The organism is Kocuria sp. BT304 (assembly GCF_003290245.1).
Lineage (GTDB): Bacteria > Actinomycetota > Actinomycetes > Actinomycetales > Micrococcaceae > Kocuria > Kocuria rhizophila_A.
The window spans coordinates 1,153,038-1,173,126 of sequence record NZ_CP030039.1 but is presented as its reverse complement, the minus strand read 5'-3'; the positions used below and the strand labels follow the sequence as shown (position 1 = coordinate 1,173,126).

The following is a 20,089-nucleotide window of genomic DNA, read 5'->3' as shown; positions in this document are numbered from 1 at the left end:
CGGCTCAGCCGTTACGGGGGCCCACCATGAGCCGGTAGGCGGTCTCGCGCACCCGCAGGGGCACGAACCGGTAGCCGCCACGCACCATGACGTTCGTGGCCCATTGTAGGAACCCCACGTGCCCGAGGGACCGCAGCCGGGCCTGCAGACCCAGTTCGGCCCGCAGCACGCGGTAGCCGCCGCGGCGCTCATAGGAGCCCGCCGAGATCCGGTAGCCCACCAGGGGTTCCGCGACGTTGCGCACGTCCGCGCCCGCGTGCAGCATCCTGGCCCACAGCCAGTAGTCCTCGGCCATCGGGACGTCCTCGTAGCCGCCCACGGCATGGACCGCGCTGCGCCGCAACACCACGGTGGGGTGGGAGATCGGGTTGCGGCGCCGGCTCACGGCCGCGATCCGCTCGGCACCCACGGGTGCCGTGCGCAGGGCCACGGGCCGGGACTCGTCGTCGCCGATCTCGTGCATGGACGCGCCCACAAGGTCCGCGCCGTCCTCCACGAGCGGCAGCTGCAGCTCGAAGCGCCGCGGGTAGGCGACGTCGTCCGCATCGGCCCGCGCGACGACGTCGTGCGCGCACCGTGGCAGGGCGGCGTCCAGGGCGTGCGCGAGGCCCTGGTTGCACGCTAGGCGCAGCACCCGCACGGGCACCGGGGACTCGGCCTCGAGGCGGTGGATCTCACGGTCCAACGACGCCGCCACGGGGCCGTCCTGGACGATCAGCACCTCCGCGGGCGGGCGGGTCTGCTCCACGGTGTTGGACTCCACGGCCCGACGCAGCCGCTCCGGCGTGTCCGCCCGGTACACGGGCAGCAGCACCGAGAACGGGACGGGGAACCCGGCAGGGTCCAGGGGCTCAGCGAGGGCCACCGAAACCCCGCCCGCGCATGCCGTCCGTGTAGAGCTTGGCCCAGGTCCGCAGCCCCTTCAGGTCGCGGTTCCTGAGGTAGTGGGCGGGGTAGCCGATCGCGTCCGCGCCCAGCTGCACCACGCGCTTGTAGTGCCACGAGACGTAGCCGCGGTTGCGGAAGAAGTGGCGCTGCTTGAACTCCCCCGGGGGGATCAGCACCTGCAGCCTGCCCGGGACCACCACGTGCTCCTCGTCCCATCCCGGCGGGTGGGACACCGCGGTGGTGGTGACCGTGCCGAACGGCAGCCCGCTCCGGCGCAGCCGCACGAGGAAGTCCACCTCGTCCCCGCGCAGGAACAGCTTGAGGTCCGGCAGCCCCACCCGGAAGAACACGGACTCGTCCACCAGGGCACCGTTGAAGAAGTTGGCGTACGAGTCCAGGAAGCCCAGGGGCTCGAGGTCCGCGCGCCGGTGGGTGATCCCGCCCTCCAGGCGGTACGGGAAGGACAGCAGGCTGTGGTCCTGCGGGGCCACGATCAGCGGTGAGACCACGGCCAGGCCGCGGTTGCGGGCGGCCGCGCGCAGGATCCGCAGGCAGTCGGGGTCCTCGGGGTGGGCGTCGTCGTCCATGAGCCACACCTGCTGCGCACCACTCGCGAGCGCGGTGAGGATCGCCAGGGCGAAACCGCCGGCACCGCCGAGGTTGGCCTCGGAGCGGCGGTAGTTCAGCTCGAACGCTCCCCCGATCCGCTCGCGCAGCTCCGCCTCGTCCAACGGGGTGCGCCCGGCGTCCACGAGGCTCAGACTCGCGACGGGGTCGGTCTGGACCCGCAGCGCGTCGATCAGGGTGGCGACGTCCTCGGGGCGGTCCTGCGTGACGCACGCGACACCCACGTTCGTGCCCGACTGGGCGGCGGCCTTCGGACTGCTTGCGGTCATGACGCCCCCGGGACGACTCGTGGTGTGCGGTGCTGATCCGTTCCGCGGCGGGCCCGCCCGGTGGGGAGCGTGCCGGGTGCCGGTGAACTGTCGGAGTGTATCAACGCGCACCCGGGGACCGGCTGGACGTCGGGGCACCCGCGCCGTGCCGGTGGAGGTCCCCGGAGCGCTCCGGGGCGCTACCGTACGATGGACGCACCACCACGGGAGGAGACACACAGTGACGGTTCACAGCTGGCGCGTGCTCGGAGCCACGGGCTTCATCGGTTCCGCCATCACCACGGCCCTGCAGGCACGGGAGATCCCGGTGACGCCGGTGGCCTCGCCGCGTCTCGCCTCGCCGGCCACGACCGTCCACCACCTCGTGGAGCACGCCCAGCGGCTGGAGTCCGTGATCGACTACCTGGCCGACTCCTTCGCGGGAGCGGACACGGTGGTCAACGCCGCGGGCCTGGCCGCCCCGGACCAGACGCACCAGCAGTCCCTCACCGGGGCCAACGCCCTGCTGCCGGTGCTCGTGGCCCTGGCCGCCCACCGCACGGGGGTGCGCCGGGTGATCCACATGAGCTCGGCCTCCGTGCAGGCGGACGCCCCGGTGCTCGACGAGTCCATCCGCACCGCCCCGTTCTCCCCCTACTCCTTCTCCAAGGCGCTGGGCGAGTCCGCCCTGTACCGCCTGCACTCCGAGTGGCGCTCCGAGCAGGGCGCTCCCCAGCTCACCGTGATCCGGGCAACCTCGGTGATGGGCAGCGAGCGCCGCACCACCCGTATGCTCGCGCGCTTCGCGTCCTCCCCCTTGAGCTCCGTGGCCGGGGACGGTTCCGCGCACACCCCCGTGACGTCCGTGACCGCGCTCGCGCAGTTCACGGTGGCGGTCGGCGAGTTCCCGCGGCCCCTGCCCCCGGTGATCCTGCAGCCCTGGGAGGGCGCGACCACCGGTTCCGTGCTGCGCGACGCCGGCCGCCGCGATCCCCTGGCCCTGCCGCCGTGGCTGTGCCGCGCGGCGATCGCCTCGGCGCGCTTCGCCTCGGGAGTCGCGGGCCACCGTTACGCCGGGGCCATCCGCCGCCTGGAGGTCACGTGGTTCGGCCAGGAGCAGGTCCCCGGGTGGGCCCACGAGAACGACGTGCTCCCCGAGCCCCACGTCCAGGAGGTCCTGCGCCAGGCGCACCTGGCCCTCGGACGCTGAGGCCGGGCGCGGCGCCCGCCCGGTCCGCGGACCTCTTCCGCGAGGCCCGGTGGCATGCGACCCGGGTGCACGCGTCGGTCCCGCTCGTCCGCCGCACGCGCCGGGCACGACGCCGCCGCGGTACGTTGCCGCCGTCCGCTCAGTCCGCTTCTGTCGTGTGCCTCGTGCGCGTGCCGTGCGACCCGTGCGGGTGCGCTGGGTGCGCGTGTGCCGCAAGATGCCTGTGCCGTGTGCCGTGTGCTGGATTCGCGAGTGCCATGCGATCCGTGCGCGTGCGCTGAGCGGGCGTGTGCCGTGCGGTCCGTGTGCTGTGTGCTGTGTGCTGGACTTGCGCGCGCCGCGGGATCCCTACGCGTGCGCGTGCGCTCAGGGCGCGGGGCGGTCCTCGCCGGGCAGATCGTGGTGGGCCCGCGTGCTCGCGCTCTCGTCCCGGTCCTCCGCCACCAGCAGCTGCGCCTCGTCCATGCTGAGCGCCCGGGTGCCGTTCCAGCGCGGTTCCGGTGAGCCGTCACGGTCCCGGAGCTGGTCCACGGAAGCGGTGTCCGATCCGGCGGCATCCTGCACCATGGCGGTGATGAGTTCCTCGTCCGCAGTGTCCGCCCCGCTCTCCCCGGCCGGGGAACTGGCCGGCACGGCAGAGCCGTCGGCGTGAGCAGCGGCGTCGTTTCCGGCACCCGAGCCCGGAACCGACGCACCGGTCGTCCCTGGCGCCGCGCTCGCGGGATCCGCGCCGGGCTCGGTCGGTGCGGGCGCGTCGTCCGTGCCACCCCCGTGCACGGCCGGCACCACCTCGCGCAGCCGCTGCAGGGTGATGGCGCCGTGGCGCAGCACCACCGGGGTCTCCCCCGTGCAGTCCACGATGGTCGAGGCGGCGTCCCGCGCACCGGCGGCCGGTTCCCGGACGGGCCGGGGTCCGGCCTCGAGGTACAGCGCCACGCGGTCCTGGAGCATCTCCCGGGCCTGCTCGGCCGTGCGGGCCGCGGGCATCCCCGTGCGGTTCGCGGAGGAGACCGCCATGGGGCCCACCCGCTCCAGCACCGTGCGGGTCACGGCGTCGTCGGGAACGCGCAGGGCCACCGTCCCGTGGGTCTCGCCGAGGTCCCACCCGAGCGAGGGCCGCGCCCAGCACACGATGGTCAGGGCGCCGGGCCAGAACGCCCGGGCCAGGGCGCGGGCGTCGTCCGAGATCTCGTCCGCGAGGGCGTCCATGACCTCCGGGCGGGCGATGAGCACGGGCGGGGGCATCTCCCGCGTGCGCCCCTTGGCGCCGAGCAGCCCCTGCACGCCCGAGGCCGAGAAGGCGTCGCACCCGATGCCGTAGACGGTGTCGGTGGGCAGCACCACGCACTCGCCGTCCCCGGCCACCTCCGCGGCCCGCGCCACGGCGGCTTCCAGCTCCTCCTGCGTCCCGCAGGACATGATCTCGCTCACGAGCAACTCCTCACGCTCTCCGTCTGTGTGTGTGCGTTTCGCGCGCCGTCACCGCGCCGCCCGGCCGGGCTGCCCCGCCCGCGCGGTGGCCGTGGCCGGCCGCGGCTCAGCTGCCGGGGTCCCCGGGCAGCACCGCGCTGGTGGCCCGGGGACGGTCCGTGAGGTCGCGGTGCAGCTCCACGTTGCGGAAACCCCGCTCGCGCAGCGCGTGCGCCACGGCCTCGACCTGGGACTCCGCATGCTCCATGATGAACGACCCCCCGGGGCGCAGCACCCGCACGGCCGTGTCCATGGCCGCGAGCGGGTGGCGCATCCCCGTGGCGTCCCCGCCGTAGAGGGCCGTGGCGGGATCGTGCTCCCGCACCTCGGGATCACGCGGGACGTCCGTCTCGGGGACGTAGGGCGGGTTGGTGACCACCACGCAGAACCGCCCGGCGGTGGGCACCGACACGTCCCGGTAGTCACACTCCAGCAGCCGCACCCGGGTGCCCGCGAGGTTGCGACGGGTCCACGCCAGGGCGGCGGGCTCCCGCTCCACGGCGGTGACCCGGCACGCGGGGTCCTCGCTCGCCACGGCCAGGGCAATGGCCCCCGAGCCCGTGCCCAGGTCGATCACCGCGGGATGGACCTCGCCGGCCTCGCGCCACGCGCGCGCGTGGTCCAGGGCGAGCTGGACGAGCAGCTCCGTCTCAGGGCGGGGCACGAAGACCCCGGGCCCCACGGCGAGCTCGAGCTGGCGGAAGGGGGCCGTGCCGGTGATGTGCTGCAGGGGCTCGCGTGCGGCCCTGCGGTGCACCAGCCCGCGGTACCCCTCCGGCTCGGGAGACCCCAGGATCGCCCGGGCCTCGGTCTCCCCGCGGGGGAGCCCGAGCGCGTGGGCGGCGAGCAGGGCGGCGTCGTTGTCCGGGGAGGCCACACCGGCCGCGGTGAGCTCGGCGCGGGCCCACGCGATGGCCTGGGCGAGTGTGCTGCCCACCGGGTCAGCCCCTCCGGCCCGCGGACCCCTGCTCCGCCGAGTCCTGGCCCAGCTGGTCCAGGCGGGCCTTCTCATCGAGCTCGACCGCCGAGGCGATCACCGGTTCCAGCGCGCCGTCCAGCACGTGGTCCAGGTTGTAGGCCTTGTAGCCCGTGCGGTGGTCCGCGATCCGGTTCTCCGGGAAGTTGTAGGTGCGGATCCGCTCCGAGCGGTCCACGGTGCGCACCTGGGACTTGCGGGCGGCGGCGTTCTCCGCGTCGATCTGCTCCTGCTGGTGCGCGAGCAGCCGGGCGCGCAGCACGCGCATGGCGGCCTCACGGTTCTGCAGCTGGGACTTCTCGTTCTGCATGGACACCACGATGCCCGTGGGCACGTGGGTGATGCGCACGGCGGAGTCCGTGGTGTTCACGGACTGCCCGCCCGGGCCCGAGGAGCGGTAGACGTCGATCTTGAGGTCGTTCTGGCTGATGTCGATCTCGTCCGGCTCGTCCACCTCGGGGAACACGAGCACCCCGGCGGCCGAGGTGTGGACACGGCCCTGGGACTCGGTCACGGGCACGCGCTGCACCCGGTGCACCCCGCCCTCGTACTTGAAGCGGGCCCACGCCCCCTCGGACGGGTCCGAGGAGCTCCCCTTGACCGCCAGCTGGACGTCCTTGTAGCCGCCCAGCTCGGTGGGGGTCGAGGAGAGGATCTCGGTCTTGAGACCGGACTGCTCCGCGAAGCGCATGTACATGCGCAGCAGGTCACCGGCGAACAGCGCGGACTCGTCCCCGCCCTCCCCCGCCTTGACCTCGAGGATCACGTTGCGCCCGTCGTCCGGGTCCCGCGGGACCAGCTTGCGCCGCAGCGCCTCCCTGGCCACCGCGAGCTCCTCCTCGAGCGGCTTGACCTCCGCGGCGAGCTCGGGGTCCATGCTCCCGAGCTCGCGCGCGGCCTCGAGGTCCTCGGAGAGCCGCTCCACCCGCCGGTGCGCCTCCGCGATGCCGTTGAGCTCCGAGTAGCGGCGCCCCAGCTTCCGGGCCCGTCCGGCGTCCGCGTGGATGGCGGGGTCCGCCAGTTCACGCTGCAGCTGGGCGTGCTCGTCCAGCAGCGGCTGAACAGGATCGGACATGGGGTGGACTCCTTGATCGACGGGTGGGACGGGCGGACCGCGGGTGCGGTTCCTAGTGGCCGGCCAGCGTGGTCTTCTGGACCTGCATCAGGAACTCGGCGTTGGACTGCGTGTCCCGCAGCTTGCTGGTGAGCAGCTCCAGGGCCTGCTGCTGCTCCAGACCGGAGAGCACGCGGCGCAGGCGCCACATGATCTTGATCTCCTCGGGCGAGAGCAGGTTCTCCTCGCGGCGGGTGCCGGAGGAGTTGACGTCCACGGCCGGGAAGATGCGGCGGTCCGCCAGCTGGCGGGACAGGCGCAGCTCCATGTTGCCGGTGCCCTTGAACTCCTCGAAGATCACCTCGTCCATCTTGGAGCCCGTCTCCACGAGAGCCGTGGCCAGGATGGTGAGCGAGCCGCCGTTCTCGATGTTGCGCGCGGCGCCGAAGAACTTCTTGGGCGGGTACAGCGCCGCGGAGTCAACACCACCGGAGAGGATGCGCCCGGACGCGGGAGCCGAGAGGTTGTACGCGCGGCCCAGGCGGGTCATGGAGTCCAGCAGGACCACCACGTCCATGCCCATCTCCACGAGGCGCTTGGCGCGCTCGATCGCGAGCTCCGCCACCGTGGTGTGGTCGTCCGCGGGACGGTCGAAGGTCGAGGCGATGACCTCGCCCTTCACCGTGCGCTGCATATCGGTGACCTCCTCGGGGCGCTCGTCCACGAGCACCATCATGAGGTGCACCTCGGGGTTGTTGGTGGTGATCGCGTTGGCGATCGACTGCAGCATGAGGGTCTTGCCGGCCTTGGGCGGGGAGACGATCAGGCCGCGCTGGCCCTTGCCGATCGGCGCCACCAGGTCCACCACGCGGGGACCGATCTTCTTGGGATCGGTCTCCAGGCGCAGCCGCTCCTGCGGGTACAGCGGCACGAGCTTGTTGAACTCCACCCGCTCCTTGTTCTCCTCCGGGGTGCGCCCGTTGACCGAGGTCAGCTGGACCAGGGCGGAGAACTTCTGGCGGGAGTTGTTGTGCTGCTCGCCCTCGCGCGGGGCACGGATGGCGCCCACCACGGCGTCGCCCTTGCGCAGGTTGTTCTTCTTGACCTGGGACAGGCTCACGTACACGTCGGACCGGCCCGGCAGGTAGCCGGAGGTGCGCACGAACGCGTAGTTGTCGAGCACGTCCAGGATGCCCGCCACGGGCAGCAGGACGTCGTCCTCGGTGATCTCGACGTCGTCCACGTCCGGACCGTTGTTCCGGTTGCGGCGGTTGCGCCGCTCGTTGCGGTCGTTGCGGTCCGAACGGTCCCCGCGCTCGTTGCGGTCGTTGCGGTTGCGGTTGCGCCGGTTGCGGCGGGAGCCGCCCTCGCCGTCATTGCCGCCGCGGTCGTTGCGGTTGCGGCGCTCGTTGCGGTTCTGGCCGTCCTGGTTGCCGCCGTCCCCGGAGTCCTTGGAGTGGCCGTCCTTCGAGCCACCGTCCCGGGAGCCGCTGTCCTTGGAACCGTTGTCATTGCCGCCGCGGCGGTTGTTCTGCTCCTGGCCGCCGTCCTTGGACTCGCCCTGCTGGTTGCGCTGGCGACCGCCCTCGGAGCGGCCGTCCTGCTTGCCGGACTTGTCTTCCGAGGAGGAGCTGTCCCGGTCCTGCTGGGAGGACTTCTCGCCGCGGTTGCCGCGAGCCCGCTGGTTGCGCCCGCCGCGGCCGTCCTTGGAGTCCCCGGACTGCTCGGACGAGTCCTGGGAGCCGTCCTGGCGCGCCGGGCCCTGCTCCTCGGCCTGATCCTTGCCGCCCTGCTCCGCGTCCGGCTGCTCCTGGGCGGACCGGGCACCGTGGCGCTCGCCTCCGGCGGTGGCACGGCGGGAGCGGCGCGAACCGGACTGCCGCTCGGCGCCCTGCTCGTCGGCGTCGTCGGAGGACGTGGCCGCGGAGGACTCGTCGGAGCCCTGGGCCGGGGCGGCGTCGTCGCCGGAGGAGGTGTGGCGCTGGGAGGCCTTGCGAGCGGTCTGCTCGATCTTCTCCTCCACGGCCTTGTCCCGGGCGGCGACGGCGCCGCCGCGCTGGTGGGCCTCGATGGCCTCGACCAGCAGGGACTTGCGCATGCGGCGCGCACCCGTGATGCCGAGCTGCGCGGCGAGCGCCTGCAGCTGGGCGAGCTTGAGGCCGGAGAGGCCGGTGCTCTGGGCGTTCGAGGATTCCGTTCCCTGTTCGGGGGCGGTGGATTCTGTCACGAAGGTTCCTTCTGACTCGGTGGGGGCTGCGGCCTTCAGATCGCCGACAGCCCGACGTTGTGGGTGTGGGCCGCGCGCGGCGGGCCACGGAAGACACGCGCAGTGAGCACGCGCGATCGGCAATGGATTCCCCCGATTCTCCCGCTTGAGCGGACTGCCACATCACAGAGGTGGCGGGGCTGCACGGGAGAGGATCGCAGAGAGGCGACGCCTTCGAACACCTGCGGTGGGTCACTGCGCACGGGGCTCAACTGCGGGGCTGCACCGTCCGGCAGGCGGAGGTGAACCCGGGGCCTATTGCGTGGATGACTCCACTTTAGCACCCTCCGTGGGCACCCGCAGGGCACGCACGCGCCACGCCACGGGTGCTCCGCCCTGGGCACGCGCCGCCGACGCCGCCCCGGCCGTGAGCTCGGCGACCGCCACCTCGGCGGCCCGCGCGGCCCGCTCCCCGTGCGCGAGCACGAGCACGGTGGGTCCGGCACCCGAGATCAGTGCCGCGTGGCCCCGCTCGCGCAGCCCGGTCACGAGGTCGTGGCTCGGGGTCATGGCGCGTGCCCGGTAGTCCTGGTGCAGCAGGTCGCGGGTGGCCGGCAGCAGCAGCTCCGGGCGTTGACCCAACGCGGTCACGAGCAGCGCGGCGCGCCCGGCGTTGACCGCGGCATCGTGGTGCGGCACGTGCTCGGGCAGCAGGCCGCGGGCCACGGACGTGGCCACCTCGAAGTCCGGCACGGCCACCACGGGCACCACGTCCGGGTGCACGCGCACGGGCACGGAGTGGAAGCGGCCCTGCTCCTCGTAGGAGATGGTCAGCCCGCCCAGCAGGGTGGGGGCCACGTTGTCGGGGTGGCCCTCCAGCGCCGAGCACACCTGCAGCACCGTGTCCGCGTCCAGGCGCAGCGCGCGGGGCAGCAGAGTGTTGCCCGCGAGCACCCCGGCGACCACGGCGGACGCGGAGGAGCCCATCCCCCGGCCGTGCGGGATCACGTTGTGGGCGCTCAGGCGCACGGGGGGCAGGGCCCCGGCGCTGGCGGCGTCGAACGCGGCCTGCGCGGCCCGCAGCACGAGGTGCTCCGCGGTGCGGGGGACGTCCTGCGCGCTCTCACCGTGCAGCTCGAACTCCAGGCCGTGCGCGATGCGGGTCACGGTCACGGTGTCGCGGTGCTCCAGGGCCAGGCCCAGCGAGTCGAAGCCCGGGCCCACGTTGCCGGTGGACGCGGGAACGCTCACTCGCACCCACGTGCCCACCGGGGCGGGCGTGTGGGGCCCGGCCACCGGCTCGTGCGTGGCGTCCCGGGTGCTCACGCGAGACCGAGGGCCGCGGCGACGGACACGACGTCGAAGGGCACGCGCTGGGGCTCCGCGGCCCGGGCGTCCTCGGCCTCGGCACCCTTGACCGCCCACTGCGGGTCCTTGAGGCCGTGGCCCGTCACCGTGGCGACGATCGTGGCGCCCGAGGGCACCTCCCCCGCGCGCGCCTTCATGAGCAGCCCGGCCACGCTCGCGGCGGAGCCCGGCTCCACGAACACGCCCTCGCGCGAGGACAACCAGCGGTGGGCCTCCAGGATCTGCTCGTCCGTGACGGCGTCGATGAGCCCACCGGACTCGTCCCGGGCCGCGATCGCCGTGTCCCACGACGCGGGGTTGCCGATCCGGATGGCCGTGGCGATGGTCTCCGGCTCGGTCACGGGGTGGCCCAGCACGAGCGGGGCCGCACCCTCCGCCTGGAAGCCCCACATGGCCGGGGTGCGCGTGGCCACCGCGGGCAGCACCTCCCCCGAGGTGCCCGGGGTATCCTGCGCGTACTCGCGGTAGCCCTTCCAGTACGCGGTGATGTTGCCGGCGTTGCCCACGGGCAGCACGTGGATGTCCGGGGCGTCGCCCAGCGTGTCCACCACCTCGAACGCCGCGGTCTTCTGGCCCTCGATCCGGTACGGGTTCACGGAGTTCACCAGGAACACGGGGTAGGACTCGGAGAGCTTGCGGGCGACCTCCAGGCAGTTGTCGAAGTTGCCGTCCACCTGGATGATGTCCGCGCCGTGCGCCACGGCCTGGGACATCTTGCCCATCGAGATCTTGCCCTCGGGCACGAGCACCGCGCTGCGCATCCCGGCCTGCCTGGCGTACGCGGCGGCGGATGCGGAGGTGTTGCCCGTGGAAGCGCACACCACGGCCTGCGCGCCGGCCTCCTTGGCCTTGGTGATGGCCATGGTCATCCCACGGTCCTTGAACGAGCCCGTGGGGTTCATGCCCTCGAACTTCAGCCACACGGTGGAGCCCGTGAGCTCGGACAGCGCGGGCGCCGGGATCAGCGGGGTGCCGCCCTCGCCCATGGTCACCACCTCGGTCCGCTCGGTCACGGGCAGCCGGTCCCTGTACTCGTTGATGACGCCCTGCCAGACGTGTGCCATGCCGTGATGCTCCTCGGGTGAAGGGGTTGTCGGTTCAGCTCTCGTGCCGCGCGTGGGCGCAGCGTGCGGTGCCGGTCCGGGAGGGTGCGACGACGCCGCCCGGCCGGCTCCCGCTCTATTCTCCGGTCTCCACCGGGGTCACGGAGACCACGTCCCGGACCACGGGCAGCGAGCGCAGCGCCTCGACCGTGGCCATGAGGTCCGCGTGGCGCCCGGAGTGGGTGACCAGGCGCAGCAGGGAGGTCCCCGTCACGCGGGGGTCCTCGCTCTGCTGCATCGTGGAGATGGAGACCCCGTGGTCCGCGAACACCTGGGCGAGCCGCGCGAGCACGCCCAGCCGGTCGGTCACGGCCAGGGTCACGGCCAGCCGCGTGGTGACGTCGTCCATGCTCACAGCGGGCAGCGCCGCGTAGTCCGCGAGCGGGATCCCCTGGGCGCCCAGGGCGATGGCCCGGGCCGCGGAGACGAGGTCCCCCAGCACCGCGGACGCCGTGGGCTCACCACCGGCGCCCTGTCCGTAGAACATGAGGGACCCGGCCGCGGCGGCCTCCACGAACACCGCGTTGTAGGCGCCGTGCACGCCCCCGAGCACGTGCTCGCGCGGGATCATCACGGGGTTCACCCGCAGGTTCACGCCGTCCCCGCAGCGCTCCCCCACGGACAGCAGCTTGATCACGTACCCGGCCTCCCGGGCGGCCGCGACGTCCTCCGCCGTGACCCCGGTGATCCCCTCGCAGTGGACGTCCTCGATCGTGTAGCTGGAGTGGAACGCCAGGGAGGCCAGCACGGCGGTCTTGGCGGCGGCGTCGTGGCCCTCGACGTCCGCGGTGGGGTCCGCCTCCGCGTAGCCCAGGCGCTGGGCCTCGGCCAGGGCGTCCCCGAACGCGGCGCCCGTGGTGTCCATCTGGTCCAGGACGAAGTTGGTGGTGCCGTTCATGATCCCCAGGAAGCGCTCCACCTGGTCCCCCGCGAGCGAGTCGCGCATGGGGCGCACGATCGGGATGGCCCCGGCCACCGCGGCCTCGTAGGACAGCTGGGCCCCAGAGGCTCCGGCGGCGTCCTGCAGCTGCCGCCCGGACTCCGCGAGCAGGGCCTTGTTCCCCGTGATCACGGAGGTCCCGGCCTGCAGCGCGCGCAGCACGCGCTTGCGGGTGGGCTCGATGCCGCCGGTGAGCTCCACGACCACGTCCGCGGCGTCGATCACCGCGTCCGCGTCGGTGGTCAGCAGCTCCGCGGGCAGCTCGACGTCGCGCGGGGCGGCGGTGTCCCGCACCGCGATCCCGCACAGCCTCAGCCGCACCCCGCTGCGCAGGGCCAGCTCGTCCCCGCGGGTGAGCAGCACGTGGGCCACCTGAGAGCCCACCGTGCCCGCCCCCAGCAGGCCGACGTTGAGGACGGGGGTCTCGTGGGCGCTCGTGGCGGTGGTGTTCATGGCTCCTGGGCTCCTCCGTGGTCTCACGGCGTCGGGGTCGTGCGGCGGTTCTGCGTCCCGGGGCGCCGCGGCCCCGGGCCTGACGCCCGTGCCGTGGTCCGGCCGGGCGGCGGTGCGGTGGATCAGTGGTGCGGCAGATGGGTCGTTCGGTGGTGCGGGTCTCGGCGCGGACGGCTGTCCGGCCGGACGGCGCGCCGGTCGGGCAGTCCCCGGCCAAGCGGACCGCCGGGCCGCGCGGCGTGCGCGCACCAGCGGACCGGACCGGCGGTGCCGTGGCCGTGGCGTGCCCGGGGCGGCGGGCGCCCCTCCCATCATGGCAAGGACGACGACGCCGCGCGGCTGCGTGACGTCCCCCGCGGCCCGTTCAGCTGGTCGTGTCCGCCCCGGCACCGGGGTCCCGGGCGAGCAGGTCCGCCACGGACTCGCGCCGCACGATCTCGTGCGGGACGCCGTCCTCCCCCACGGCCACGATCCCGGGCCGCGGCAGCCAGTTGTAGTTGCTCGACAGGGACCAGCAGTACGCACCCGTCACCGGGACCACCAGCAGGTCCCCCCGGTGGACATCCCCGGGGAGGTAGACGTCCTTGACCACCACGTCCCCGGACTCGCAGTGCTTGCCCACCACGCGGGAGAGCACCGGCGCCTCGGGGGAGACCCGGTTGGCGAGCACCGCGGTGTAGTCGGCGTCGTAGAGCACGGGCCGGGCGTTGTCGCTCATGCCGCCGTCCACGGACACGTAGCGGCGCTGCACCCCGGGGCTCACGGTGACGGTCTTGACGGTGCCCACGGTGTAGACCGTGCACCCGGAGGGCCCGGCGATGTAGCGCCCGGGCTCGAACGAGAGGTGCGGGGCGGGCAGCTGGGAGGTCTCCAGCGCCTTGGCGAGCAGGCTCGCGAGGTCCCCCGCGATGTCGGTGATCTCACGGGCGGAGTCCGCGGCCGTGTACGCCACGCCGTGCCCGCCGCCCAGGTCGATCTCGGGCAGCGCCAGCCCCCAGCGCCCTGCCACGGTCTCCCGCAGCGCCAGCACCCGCTCGGCCGCCTGCGCGAAGCCCTCGGCGGCGAAGATCTGGGAGCCGATGTGGCAGTGCAGCCCCCGCAGCTCCAGTGCGTCGTCCCGCGCGAGGCACGCGGCCACGGCCTGCAGGGCGGGAGAGTCCTCCCCGTCGGCGGCGGCGTGCAGCGAGAGCCCGAACTTCTGGTCCTCGTGCGCGGTGGCGATGAACTCGTGCGTGGACGCGTGCACCCCCGGGGTCACGCGCAGCATCACGGGAGCGCGGGTTCCCCGCTGCCGGGCGAGCGTGGCCAGCAGCTCGACCTCCGGGAGGGAGTCCACCACGATGCGGCCCACACCGGCGTCGAGAGCGGCCGAGAGCTCCTCGGCGGACTTGTTGTTGCCGTGCAGCGCGATCCGCCGCCCGGGGACCCCCGCGGCGAGCGCCACGGCCAGTTCCCCGCCGGAGGCGGTGTCGATGCCGAGACCCTCCGCCACGGCCCAGCGGGCCACGGACGTGCAGAGCAGGGCCTTGGAGGCGTAGTAGACGGCCACCTGCACCCCGAGGGGTTCCAGGGCGGCGTCGAACGCCTCGCGGACCCGGCGGGCCCGGGAGCGGAACGTGCGCTCCGAGACCACGTACGCCGGGGAACCGTGGCGTTGTGCGAGCTCCGTGACCGGGATCCCGTCCACGGTCACGCACCCGGAGGCGTCCCGCGCGTACTGCCCGGTGAACACCGCAGGGTCCAGTTCCGCGGCGTCCTGCGGCACCCGCAGCCACGCGGGGGCCAGCGGGTGGCCGGTCACGGTGTCCTCACTCACCGGCTCACATCCTCTCGGGCGCGGAGACGCCCAGCAGGTCCAGCCCGTTGGCCAGCACCTGGCGCACGGCGTCGTTGAGCCACAGCCGGGTGTGGTGCACGAGCTCGACGTCCCCGTCACCCTGCGGGGTCACGCGGCACGCGTCGTACCAGCGGTGGTACGCGCCGGCCAGGGCCTCGAGGTGGCGGGCCACGCGGTGCGGCTCGCGGAAGTCCGCGGCCTGCGCGACGACGGACGGGTACTGCCCCAGAGCCGCGAGCAGGTCCGCCTCACGGGGGTGCGACAGCAGGGCGGCGTCGAACTGGGGGGCACCGGCGTCGTCCGTGCGGCGCACCCCGGCGGCCTGCGCGTTGCGGGCGACCGCGCACGTGCGGGCGTGGGCGTACTGCACGTAGAACACGGGGTTCTCGTTGGAGCGCCGGGTCAGCACGTCGAGGTCGATGTCGATGTTCGAGTCCACGGAGTACCGGGTCAGGGAGTAGCGCGCGGCGTCCACCCCCACGACCTCCACGAGGTCCTCCATGGTCACCACGGTGCCCGCGCGCTTGGACATCCGCACGGCCTCGCCGTCACGCACGAGGTTGACCATCTGCCCGATCAGCACCTCCACGGCGTCCGGGGAGTCCCCCAGCGCGGCGGCCGCGGCCTTGAGCCGGGCCACGTAGCCGTGGTGGTCCGCACCGAGCATGTAGATGCACAGGTCCGCGCCGCGGTCCCGCTTGTTCTTGAAGTAGGCGATGTCACCGGCGATGTAGGCCGCGTTGCCGTCCGACTTGATGACCACGCGGTCCTTGTCGTCCCCGTGCTCCGTGGAGCGCAGCCACCACGCGCCGTCCGCGAAGTAGAGGGAGTCCGAGGAGCGCAGCTGCTCCAGCAGCTTCTCCACCTGCCCGTCCTCGAACAGGGAGTTCTCGTGGAAGAAGACGTCGAAGTCCACCCCGAACTCGTGCAGCGAGGACTTGATCTGGGCGAACATCAGCTCCACGCCTGCGGCCCGGAAGACCTCCTGGGGGTCCTCCGAGTCCAGGGCGTCAGGGTGCAGAGCGAGCACCTCCTGGGCGACGTCCGAGATGTACTGCCCGCCGTAGCCGTCCTCGGGAGCGGCCTCGCCGCGGGCGCGGGCCAGCAGGGAGCGGGCGAAGCGATCGATCTGGTTGCCGTGGTCGTTGAAGTAGTATTCGCGCACCACCTCGGCGCCCTGGGCCTGCAGGACCCGGGCGAGGGAGTCGCCCACGGCCGCCCAGCGGGTGCCGCCCAGGTGGATGGGCCCGGTGGGGTTGGCGGAGACGAACTCCAGGTTGATGGTGGTCCCGGCCAGGGCGTCCCCCGTGCCGAACGCGCTGCCCTGCTCCACGACCGACTGCGCGAGCCCACCGGCCGCGGCGGCGTCGAGCGTGATGTTGAGGAACCCCGGTCCGGCGATGTCCACGGTCTTCACGCCGGGCACCCGCGCGAGCCGCTCGGAGAGGATCTGTGCGACGTCCCGAGGGCTGCGCCCCACTTTCTTTGCCACTTGCATGGCCACCGTGGTGGCCCAGTCGCCGTGGTCACGGTTCTTCGGGCGCTCCACCTTCGCCTCGGGCAGGTCGACGCCGTCCACGACGGTGAGTTCACCGGCGGCCACGGCGTCCTGCAGGCATGCGGAGACGGCGGAGGAAAGTTCTTCAGGAGTCACCGTGACAGTGTAGCGGGGCAGGTGCATGCGGACCGATTCGCCGACCGTCACGCGCAGCGGTTCCCGCGGCCACGGACCGGTACGGTTAACACGCTCGCGGGCCCGTGCGGGCCCGGCCTGGCGCGGATTCGTGCACCGAGTGCACCTGGTAGTATCGTCGAGTCGTCGTTGCAGCCCGGATGAAACGGGTGGCGCACCTGACACGCCCGCGTAGCTCAGTGGATAGAGCGTCTGCCTCCGGAGCAGAAGGTCGTAGGTTCGAATCCTGTCGCGGGCACCACGGAAGGCCCCTGATCAGCTAATACGTTGATCAGGGGCCTTTTTTCTGTTGCTGGCAGTCGACCAGGTACGCACTGAGGTACGCATCGGGCCTTGGTTGTCGACGGTGACCGGAAGCAGAGGAGGTGGGCTAGCTAGGGGAGTGGCTGCTCGGCTGTGGAGCGCTCTCTGAACCTCTCAGCGCCGCGTAGAGCGTCCGGCGCGAGCACTCAGGGCTGGGAGCCACCTTTGCTCTCGAAACTCCGATGCCGACCCTCTGCTGCCAGTTCTGACCCGAGGTTCCGTTCGCGGTCGTACAAGTCGCGGAGCGCTTATCGGGCTCTTCAGAGTTGAGTGTGGGCGCGCCGGTGTGGTCGGGTAGCTGGGGGTAGACGTCGAGGCCCCTGATGATGAGCGGACTTCTACCCCCGCTGATCTCAAGGACCTCGACGATGCCCAACCATAGTTGCGTATGCTCTGACGTGCTCGATCGCTGCGAGAGATGCGACGTTCTCCTGGACTTCCCTGGCCTTCATCTGGTGGCCGTCTCGAAGACCCGGGGCGGGCTGGTGCTCGAGGTGGAGTCCTGCGATCCAGTGGCCGGATGCCCTGGCTGCGGTGTCATCGCCACTGGTCACGGCCGGGTGGAGGTCGAGTTGATCGACGCGCCGTGGGCGGGCCGGCCGGTGCGGATTCGGTGGCGCAAGCGCCGCTGGATCTGCCTCGAGGGGGTCTGCGCGGTGGCGACCTTCGTCGAGCAGAAGCCGCAGGTCTGCGCTCCGCGCGGCCTGCTGAGCAGCCGCGCGATCCGCTGGGCGATCGGTCCGCTCCGGCGCGAGGGAGCGACGATCCAGGGCCTGGCCCGGCAGCTCGGCACGACCTGGAATACGCTCTGGTCCCAGGTCCGGCCAGTCCTGATCGAGGCCGCGAACGACCCGTCCCGCTTCGAGGACGTGCAGGTCCTGGGCGTGGACGAACATGTCTGGCACCACCGGGACCCGCGCCGGCGCGGACCGAAGGAGCTCACCGGGATGGTCGATCTGACTCGGGGGCCCCACCCCACTGCCAGGCTCCTCGACCTCGTCCCCGGCCGGTCCGGCAAGGCCTACCAAGACTGGCTCGACGAGCGCGGCGAGGAGTTCCGCAAGCGGGTCGAGATCGCGACGCTGGACCCGTTCCAGGGCTACAAGAATGCGATCGATGACCAGCTCGAGGACGCCACCTGCGTGCTGGACGCCTTCCACGTCGTCAAGCTAGCCGGCGCTGCAGTCGATGACGTCCGCCGCCGGATCCAGCAGGAGACCCTCGGTCATCGTGGCCGCAAGGGCGACCCTCTCTACGGGATCCGTCATGTTCTCCGCGCCGGACGGGAACGCCTCACGCCTCGACAGCAGGCCCGTCTGGCCAGCGCGTTCGCGGCCCATCCCGATCATGTTGCGGTCGAGGTCGCCTACCAGTGCGGCCAGGACCTCCGAGATGTGTTCCACCAACCCACGCCCGCCGGGGGTCGTCAACTGGCCGAGCGACTGATCGAGAAGCTGCCGTCCTGCCCGATCCCCGAGATCGCCAGGCTCGGCAAGACACTGCGCCGCTGGAAGACAGCGTTCTTGGCCTACTTCGACACCGACGGCGCGAGCAACGGTGGCACCGAGGCCCTCAACGGGATCATCGAGCTCGGCCGCCGCATCGCCCGCGGATTCCGGAACTTCGAGCACTACCGCCTACGCATGCTCCTGATCACCGGCGGACTGGACGCCTCACCCCACACTCAACTCTGAAGAGCCGCTTATCGTCGATGAGGTCGCGTCACTTGCGTCGTCTGTAGCTGTCCGTCGCTTGTCGCACTCTTCGGTAAGCTCGGTCAGAGCGTCTATCGAGGACGAATCCAACCAGTGTTGTTTGAAACGCAAGTCATTATGTATGCCTGCTAGCGCTGGGACTGATGCACGATCAGGTGTCACATGATCTTGGCCATGGTGAGCACCACGGGAACCGCCGCCTCTATCAACCTGCTCCTCGACACCCCGCTCGGCCTCATAGGAGCGGCCACGCTTCTCATCGCGGGCCTCCTCGTTTCGATTCCCAGCCGCCCATCTCGGAAGAACGATATTTGACACCGCCATGTCGAGACGCGAAACACCCAGCCATCGTTCGCGGCGCCTACGCCCGCGCGATCGCGACCACCCCTCGAGCCTTCGGTGCGCGTCGACGCTGAGCCGCTGATCTGGCCAGTCCAGCGGGGGCAGCGGGGCAGAGTCAGTGGGGCAACGGGAGAGGGAGGCTCGATAGCGCGTTGAGAAAGATCAGGACACCAGCGACACCCATGATCCAGCTAATCGTGGCATGCGAACCGTTTTCCAGCTTCGTCTGCCACTGCCCAAAGCGACCGCGCGCCCGGTCGCCGAGCACGAGCCATCCCACGTACAACACGATTCCGGGCAGGAGCATGATCACAACGTAGACGGCCAGTAGCGGGAGCCAGTGCACAGGATCTGAACGGGCGGCGGTCATGATGCCAATGGCGGCGAAGTACGGCACGGCGGTGGCGAACTCAAACAACCAGGTTCCGAGACCGAACGTGATCATGGCCGTGACAGTGAGGGCACGGGGCTCACGGGGGCGGCGAGACGGCTGGGGGGGCACGTACCAGCTCCCGAGGAACAAACCGATGCCGAGAGCGGCTTGCAGCCATGCCCTCACCGAAGGGTCGATCGCGGGGACGATCGCACCGAGGCCCAGCATCAGCAGTACCCCCAGGACGAAATACGCGGTGGCCACGGTGGCCAGATACGCACCCAACAGCAGGCTGAGGCGTCGCGGTGCAGTGAGCAACAGGTAGAGCGTGATGCCAATCACGGCGGGGCTCAGCGAGTCGAGAAGGGCCAACCCCAAGACGGCCAGCAAAGTTTCAAGCGTCATGTTAACTCCAGGAGCGCAGTTGGTAACACGGGTGTGCCACAATGAGGCTAACACGGCCGTGTTAGCATCGAACAGTGCCGAAACTCGTCGATCATGATCAGCGCCGGATCGAGTTGGCGGCTGCTGCCATCCGGGTCATGCAGCGGCACGGCCTCGACGGGGTCACGGTGCGGGGAGTGGCCGCCGAGGCCGGGTGGTCAACCGGATCGCTGCGGCACTACTTCGCCAGCCAGCGGGAATTGCAGGAGCACGTGGTCGCCGCCGCCACGGATCTGCTGCGGGATCGGGTGCTCCCCAGAGTGAGTCGTCCGCGGCCCGGGTTGTCGGTCATCGAGGTCGTGGCCCAGGTGTTGGAAGAACTTCTCCCGCTCGATGAGCGCCGCCGGGGGGAGTACACTGTGTGGGTGGCGATCGTTGAATGGGAACGTCGCCACCCACCCGTATGCGGATCTCGGACCTGGGCCGATCAACGCGCCCTCTACCGAGAATGCGTCGCCAGGCTCCGCGGCCACGCCGTCTCGAGCGATCAGGTAGTGCCGCTGGTTGTTGACCCCGAGGTAGATGTCTGGGCCCCACTGCTGCACACTTTCGTCGACGGTCTTGCCTCCCAACTCGTCAACACCCCTGGTGAGATGCCACCCGATCGCGCCCGCAGCCTGTTGCGCTCACTGCTCTCGGCAGTCCCCACCGGCGCTACCCCGCACCCCACCCAAGTACGCTCAGCACACCCAGGCTGACCCACCTCGTCAGTGATCCGCTCAGCGGACCGCATTGTGCTCACGCCCCAGGACTCGCTCTTCTCGATTAACCAGGCTGGTGGCGTTCGGGCTCTGGGGCGTGTCGCATCCCGCGGCATCATCGTGACGACGGCACCGGCG

16 protein-coding genes and 1 tRNA gene are annotated in these 20,089 nt (G+C 71.8%); 5 read left to right on the top strand and 12 right to left on the bottom strand.

Annotated elements, in window-relative coordinates:
• Nucleotides 1–4 precede the first annotated feature (4 nt).
• Together DNL27_RS05320 and DNL27_RS05315 are read right to left on the bottom strand one after the other, a co-directional pair.
• Nucleotides 5–865, bottom strand: coding sequence for a glycosyltransferase (locus DNL27_RS05320; RefSeq protein WP_112234921.1), 861 nt, complete (start codon nt 863–865; stop codon nt 5–7).
• Nucleotides 852–1,784 carry a glycosyltransferase gene (locus DNL27_RS05315; protein ID WP_112234920.1) on the bottom strand — a complete coding sequence of 311 codons (933 nt, stop codon included), beginning with the start codon at nt 1,782–1,784 and terminating at the stop codon, nt 852–854. The genes DNL27_RS05320 and DNL27_RS05315 overlap by 14 nt, the downstream gene beginning before the upstream one ends.
• 220 nt (nt 1,785–2,004) lie before the next feature.
• Between DNL27_RS05315 and DNL27_RS05310 the strand changes: the two genes are divergently transcribed.
• Entirely contained in the window at nt 2,005–2,973 is a 969-nt protein-coding gene (locus DNL27_RS05310) for an NAD(P)-dependent oxidoreductase (protein WP_112234919.1), read from the top strand.
• A 366-nt stretch (nt 2,974–3,339) separates the two neighbouring features.
• Here the strand turns inward: DNL27_RS05310 and DNL27_RS05305 are convergent, their stop codons facing one another.
• The 9 genes from DNL27_RS05305 to argS all read right to left on the bottom strand — a co-directional run bounded on the left by DNL27_RS05305 (nt 3,340) and on the right by argS (nt 16,034).
• The gene (locus DNL27_RS05305) at nt 3,340–4,404 is read right to left on the bottom strand and encodes an L-threonylcarbamoyladenylate synthase (RefSeq protein WP_112234918.1); all 1,065 of its coding nucleotides are present in this window, start codon (nt 4,402–4,404) and stop codon (nt 3,340–3,342) included.
• Between the two features lie 106 nt (nt 4,405–4,510).
• On the bottom strand, nt 4,511–5,380 hold the full coding sequence (gene prmC, locus DNL27_RS05300; protein ID WP_112234917.1) for a peptide chain release factor N(5)-glutamine methyltransferase: 870 nt from the start codon (nt 5,378–5,380) through the stop codon (nt 4,511–4,513).
• A 4-nt stretch (nt 5,381–5,384) separates the two neighbouring features.
• On the bottom strand, nt 5,385–6,494 hold the full coding sequence (gene prfA / locus DNL27_RS05295; protein WP_112234916.1) for a peptide chain release factor 1: 1,110 nt from the start codon (nt 6,492–6,494) through the stop codon (nt 5,385–5,387).
• A gap of 52 nt (nt 6,495–6,546) precedes the next feature.
• Nucleotides 6,547–8,700, bottom strand: coding sequence for a transcription termination factor Rho (gene rho / locus DNL27_RS05290; protein ID WP_112234915.1), 2,154 nt, complete (start codon nt 8,698–8,700; stop codon nt 6,547–6,549).
• Nucleotides 8,701–8,994: 294 nt separating this feature from the next.
• On the bottom strand, nt 8,995–10,005 hold the full coding sequence (gene thrB / locus DNL27_RS05285; RefSeq protein WP_239494464.1) for a homoserine kinase: 1,011 nt from the start codon (nt 10,003–10,005) through the stop codon (nt 8,995–8,997).
• On the bottom strand, nt 10,002–11,111 hold the full coding sequence (thrC, locus tag DNL27_RS05280) for a threonine synthase (protein WP_112234914.1): 1,110 nt from the start codon (nt 11,109–11,111) through the stop codon (nt 10,002–10,004). The genes thrB and thrC overlap by 4 nt, the downstream gene beginning before the upstream one ends.
• Nucleotides 11,112–11,226: 115 nt before the next feature.
• Nucleotides 11,227–12,543 (bottom strand): homoserine dehydrogenase, encoded by a 1,317-nt coding sequence (locus DNL27_RS05275; protein WP_112234913.1) that lies wholly within the window; start codon nt 12,541–12,543, stop codon nt 11,227–11,229.
• 364 nt (nt 12,544–12,907) lie between these two features.
• A complete protein-coding gene (lysA, locus tag DNL27_RS05270) occupies nt 12,908–14,359 on the bottom strand; it encodes a diaminopimelate decarboxylase (protein WP_112234912.1) in 1,452 nt (483 codons plus the stop codon).
• A gap of 4 nt (nt 14,360–14,363) precedes the next feature.
• Nucleotides 14,364–16,034: an arginine--tRNA ligase gene (gene argS, locus DNL27_RS05265; RefSeq protein WP_162627100.1), complete on the bottom strand. Its 1,671-nt coding sequence runs from the start codon at nt 16,032–16,034 to the stop codon at nt 14,364–14,366.
• Between the two features lie 204 nt (nt 16,035–16,238).
• Between argS and DNL27_RS05260 the strand changes: the two genes are divergently transcribed.
• The 3 genes from DNL27_RS05260 (at nt 16,239) to DNL27_RS12125 (ending at nt 18,406) form a co-directional block, all read left to right on the top strand.
• Nucleotides 16,239–16,314 (top strand) — tRNA-Arg (locus DNL27_RS05260).
• A gap of 430 nt (nt 16,315–16,744) precedes the next feature.
• On the top strand, nt 16,745–18,070 hold the full coding sequence (locus DNL27_RS05255; protein WP_112234910.1) for an ISL3 family transposase: 1,326 nt from the start codon (nt 16,745–16,747) through the stop codon (nt 18,068–18,070).
• Nucleotides 18,071–18,253: 183 nt separating this feature from the next.
• Nucleotides 18,254–18,406 carry a hypothetical protein gene (locus tag DNL27_RS12125; RefSeq protein ID WP_162627099.1) on the top strand — a complete coding sequence of 51 codons (153 nt, stop codon included), beginning with the start codon at nt 18,254–18,256 and terminating at the stop codon, nt 18,404–18,406.
• Nucleotides 18,407–18,548: 142 nt separating this feature from the next.
• Here the strand turns inward: DNL27_RS12125 and DNL27_RS05250 are convergent, their stop codons facing one another.
• A complete protein-coding gene (locus DNL27_RS05250) occupies nt 18,549–19,211 on the bottom strand; it encodes a GAP family protein (RefSeq protein WP_112234909.1) in 663 nt (220 codons plus the stop codon).
• A 74-nt stretch (nt 19,212–19,285) separates the two neighbouring features.
• On the opposite strand from DNL27_RS05250, the gene DNL27_RS05245 reads away from it, so the two are divergent.
• A complete protein-coding gene (locus tag DNL27_RS05245) occupies nt 19,286–19,948 on the top strand; it encodes a TetR/AcrR family transcriptional regulator (RefSeq protein ID WP_112234908.1) in 663 nt (220 codons plus the stop codon).
• Nucleotides 19,949–20,089 lie beyond the last annotated feature (141 nt).

Coding starts and splice junctions, on each gene's coding strand:
- DNL27_RS05255 (WP_112234910.1), top strand. CDS start 16,745: ATGCCCAACCATAGTTGCGTATGCTCTGACGTGCTCGATCGCTGCGAG.
- DNL27_RS05315 (WP_112234920.1), bottom strand. CDS start 1,784: ATGACCGCAAGCAGTCCGAAGGCCGCCGCCCAGTCGGGCACGAACGTG.
- DNL27_RS12125 (WP_162627099.1), top strand. CDS start 18,254: ATGATCTTGGCCATGGTGAGCACCACGGGAACCGCCGCCTCTATCAAC.
- prfA (WP_112234916.1), bottom strand. CDS start 6,494: ATGTCCGATCCTGTTCAGCCGCTGCTGGACGAGCACGCCCAGCTGCAG.
- thrC (WP_112234914.1), bottom strand. CDS start 11,111: ATGGCACACGTCTGGCAGGGCGTCATCAACGAGTACAGGGACCGGCTG.
- DNL27_RS05250 (WP_112234909.1), bottom strand. CDS start 19,211: ATGACGCTTGAAACTTTGCTGGCCGTCTTGGGGTTGGCCCTTCTCGAC.
- DNL27_RS05275 (WP_112234913.1), bottom strand. CDS start 12,543: ATGAACACCACCGCCACGAGCGCCCACGAGACCCCCGTCCTCAACGTC.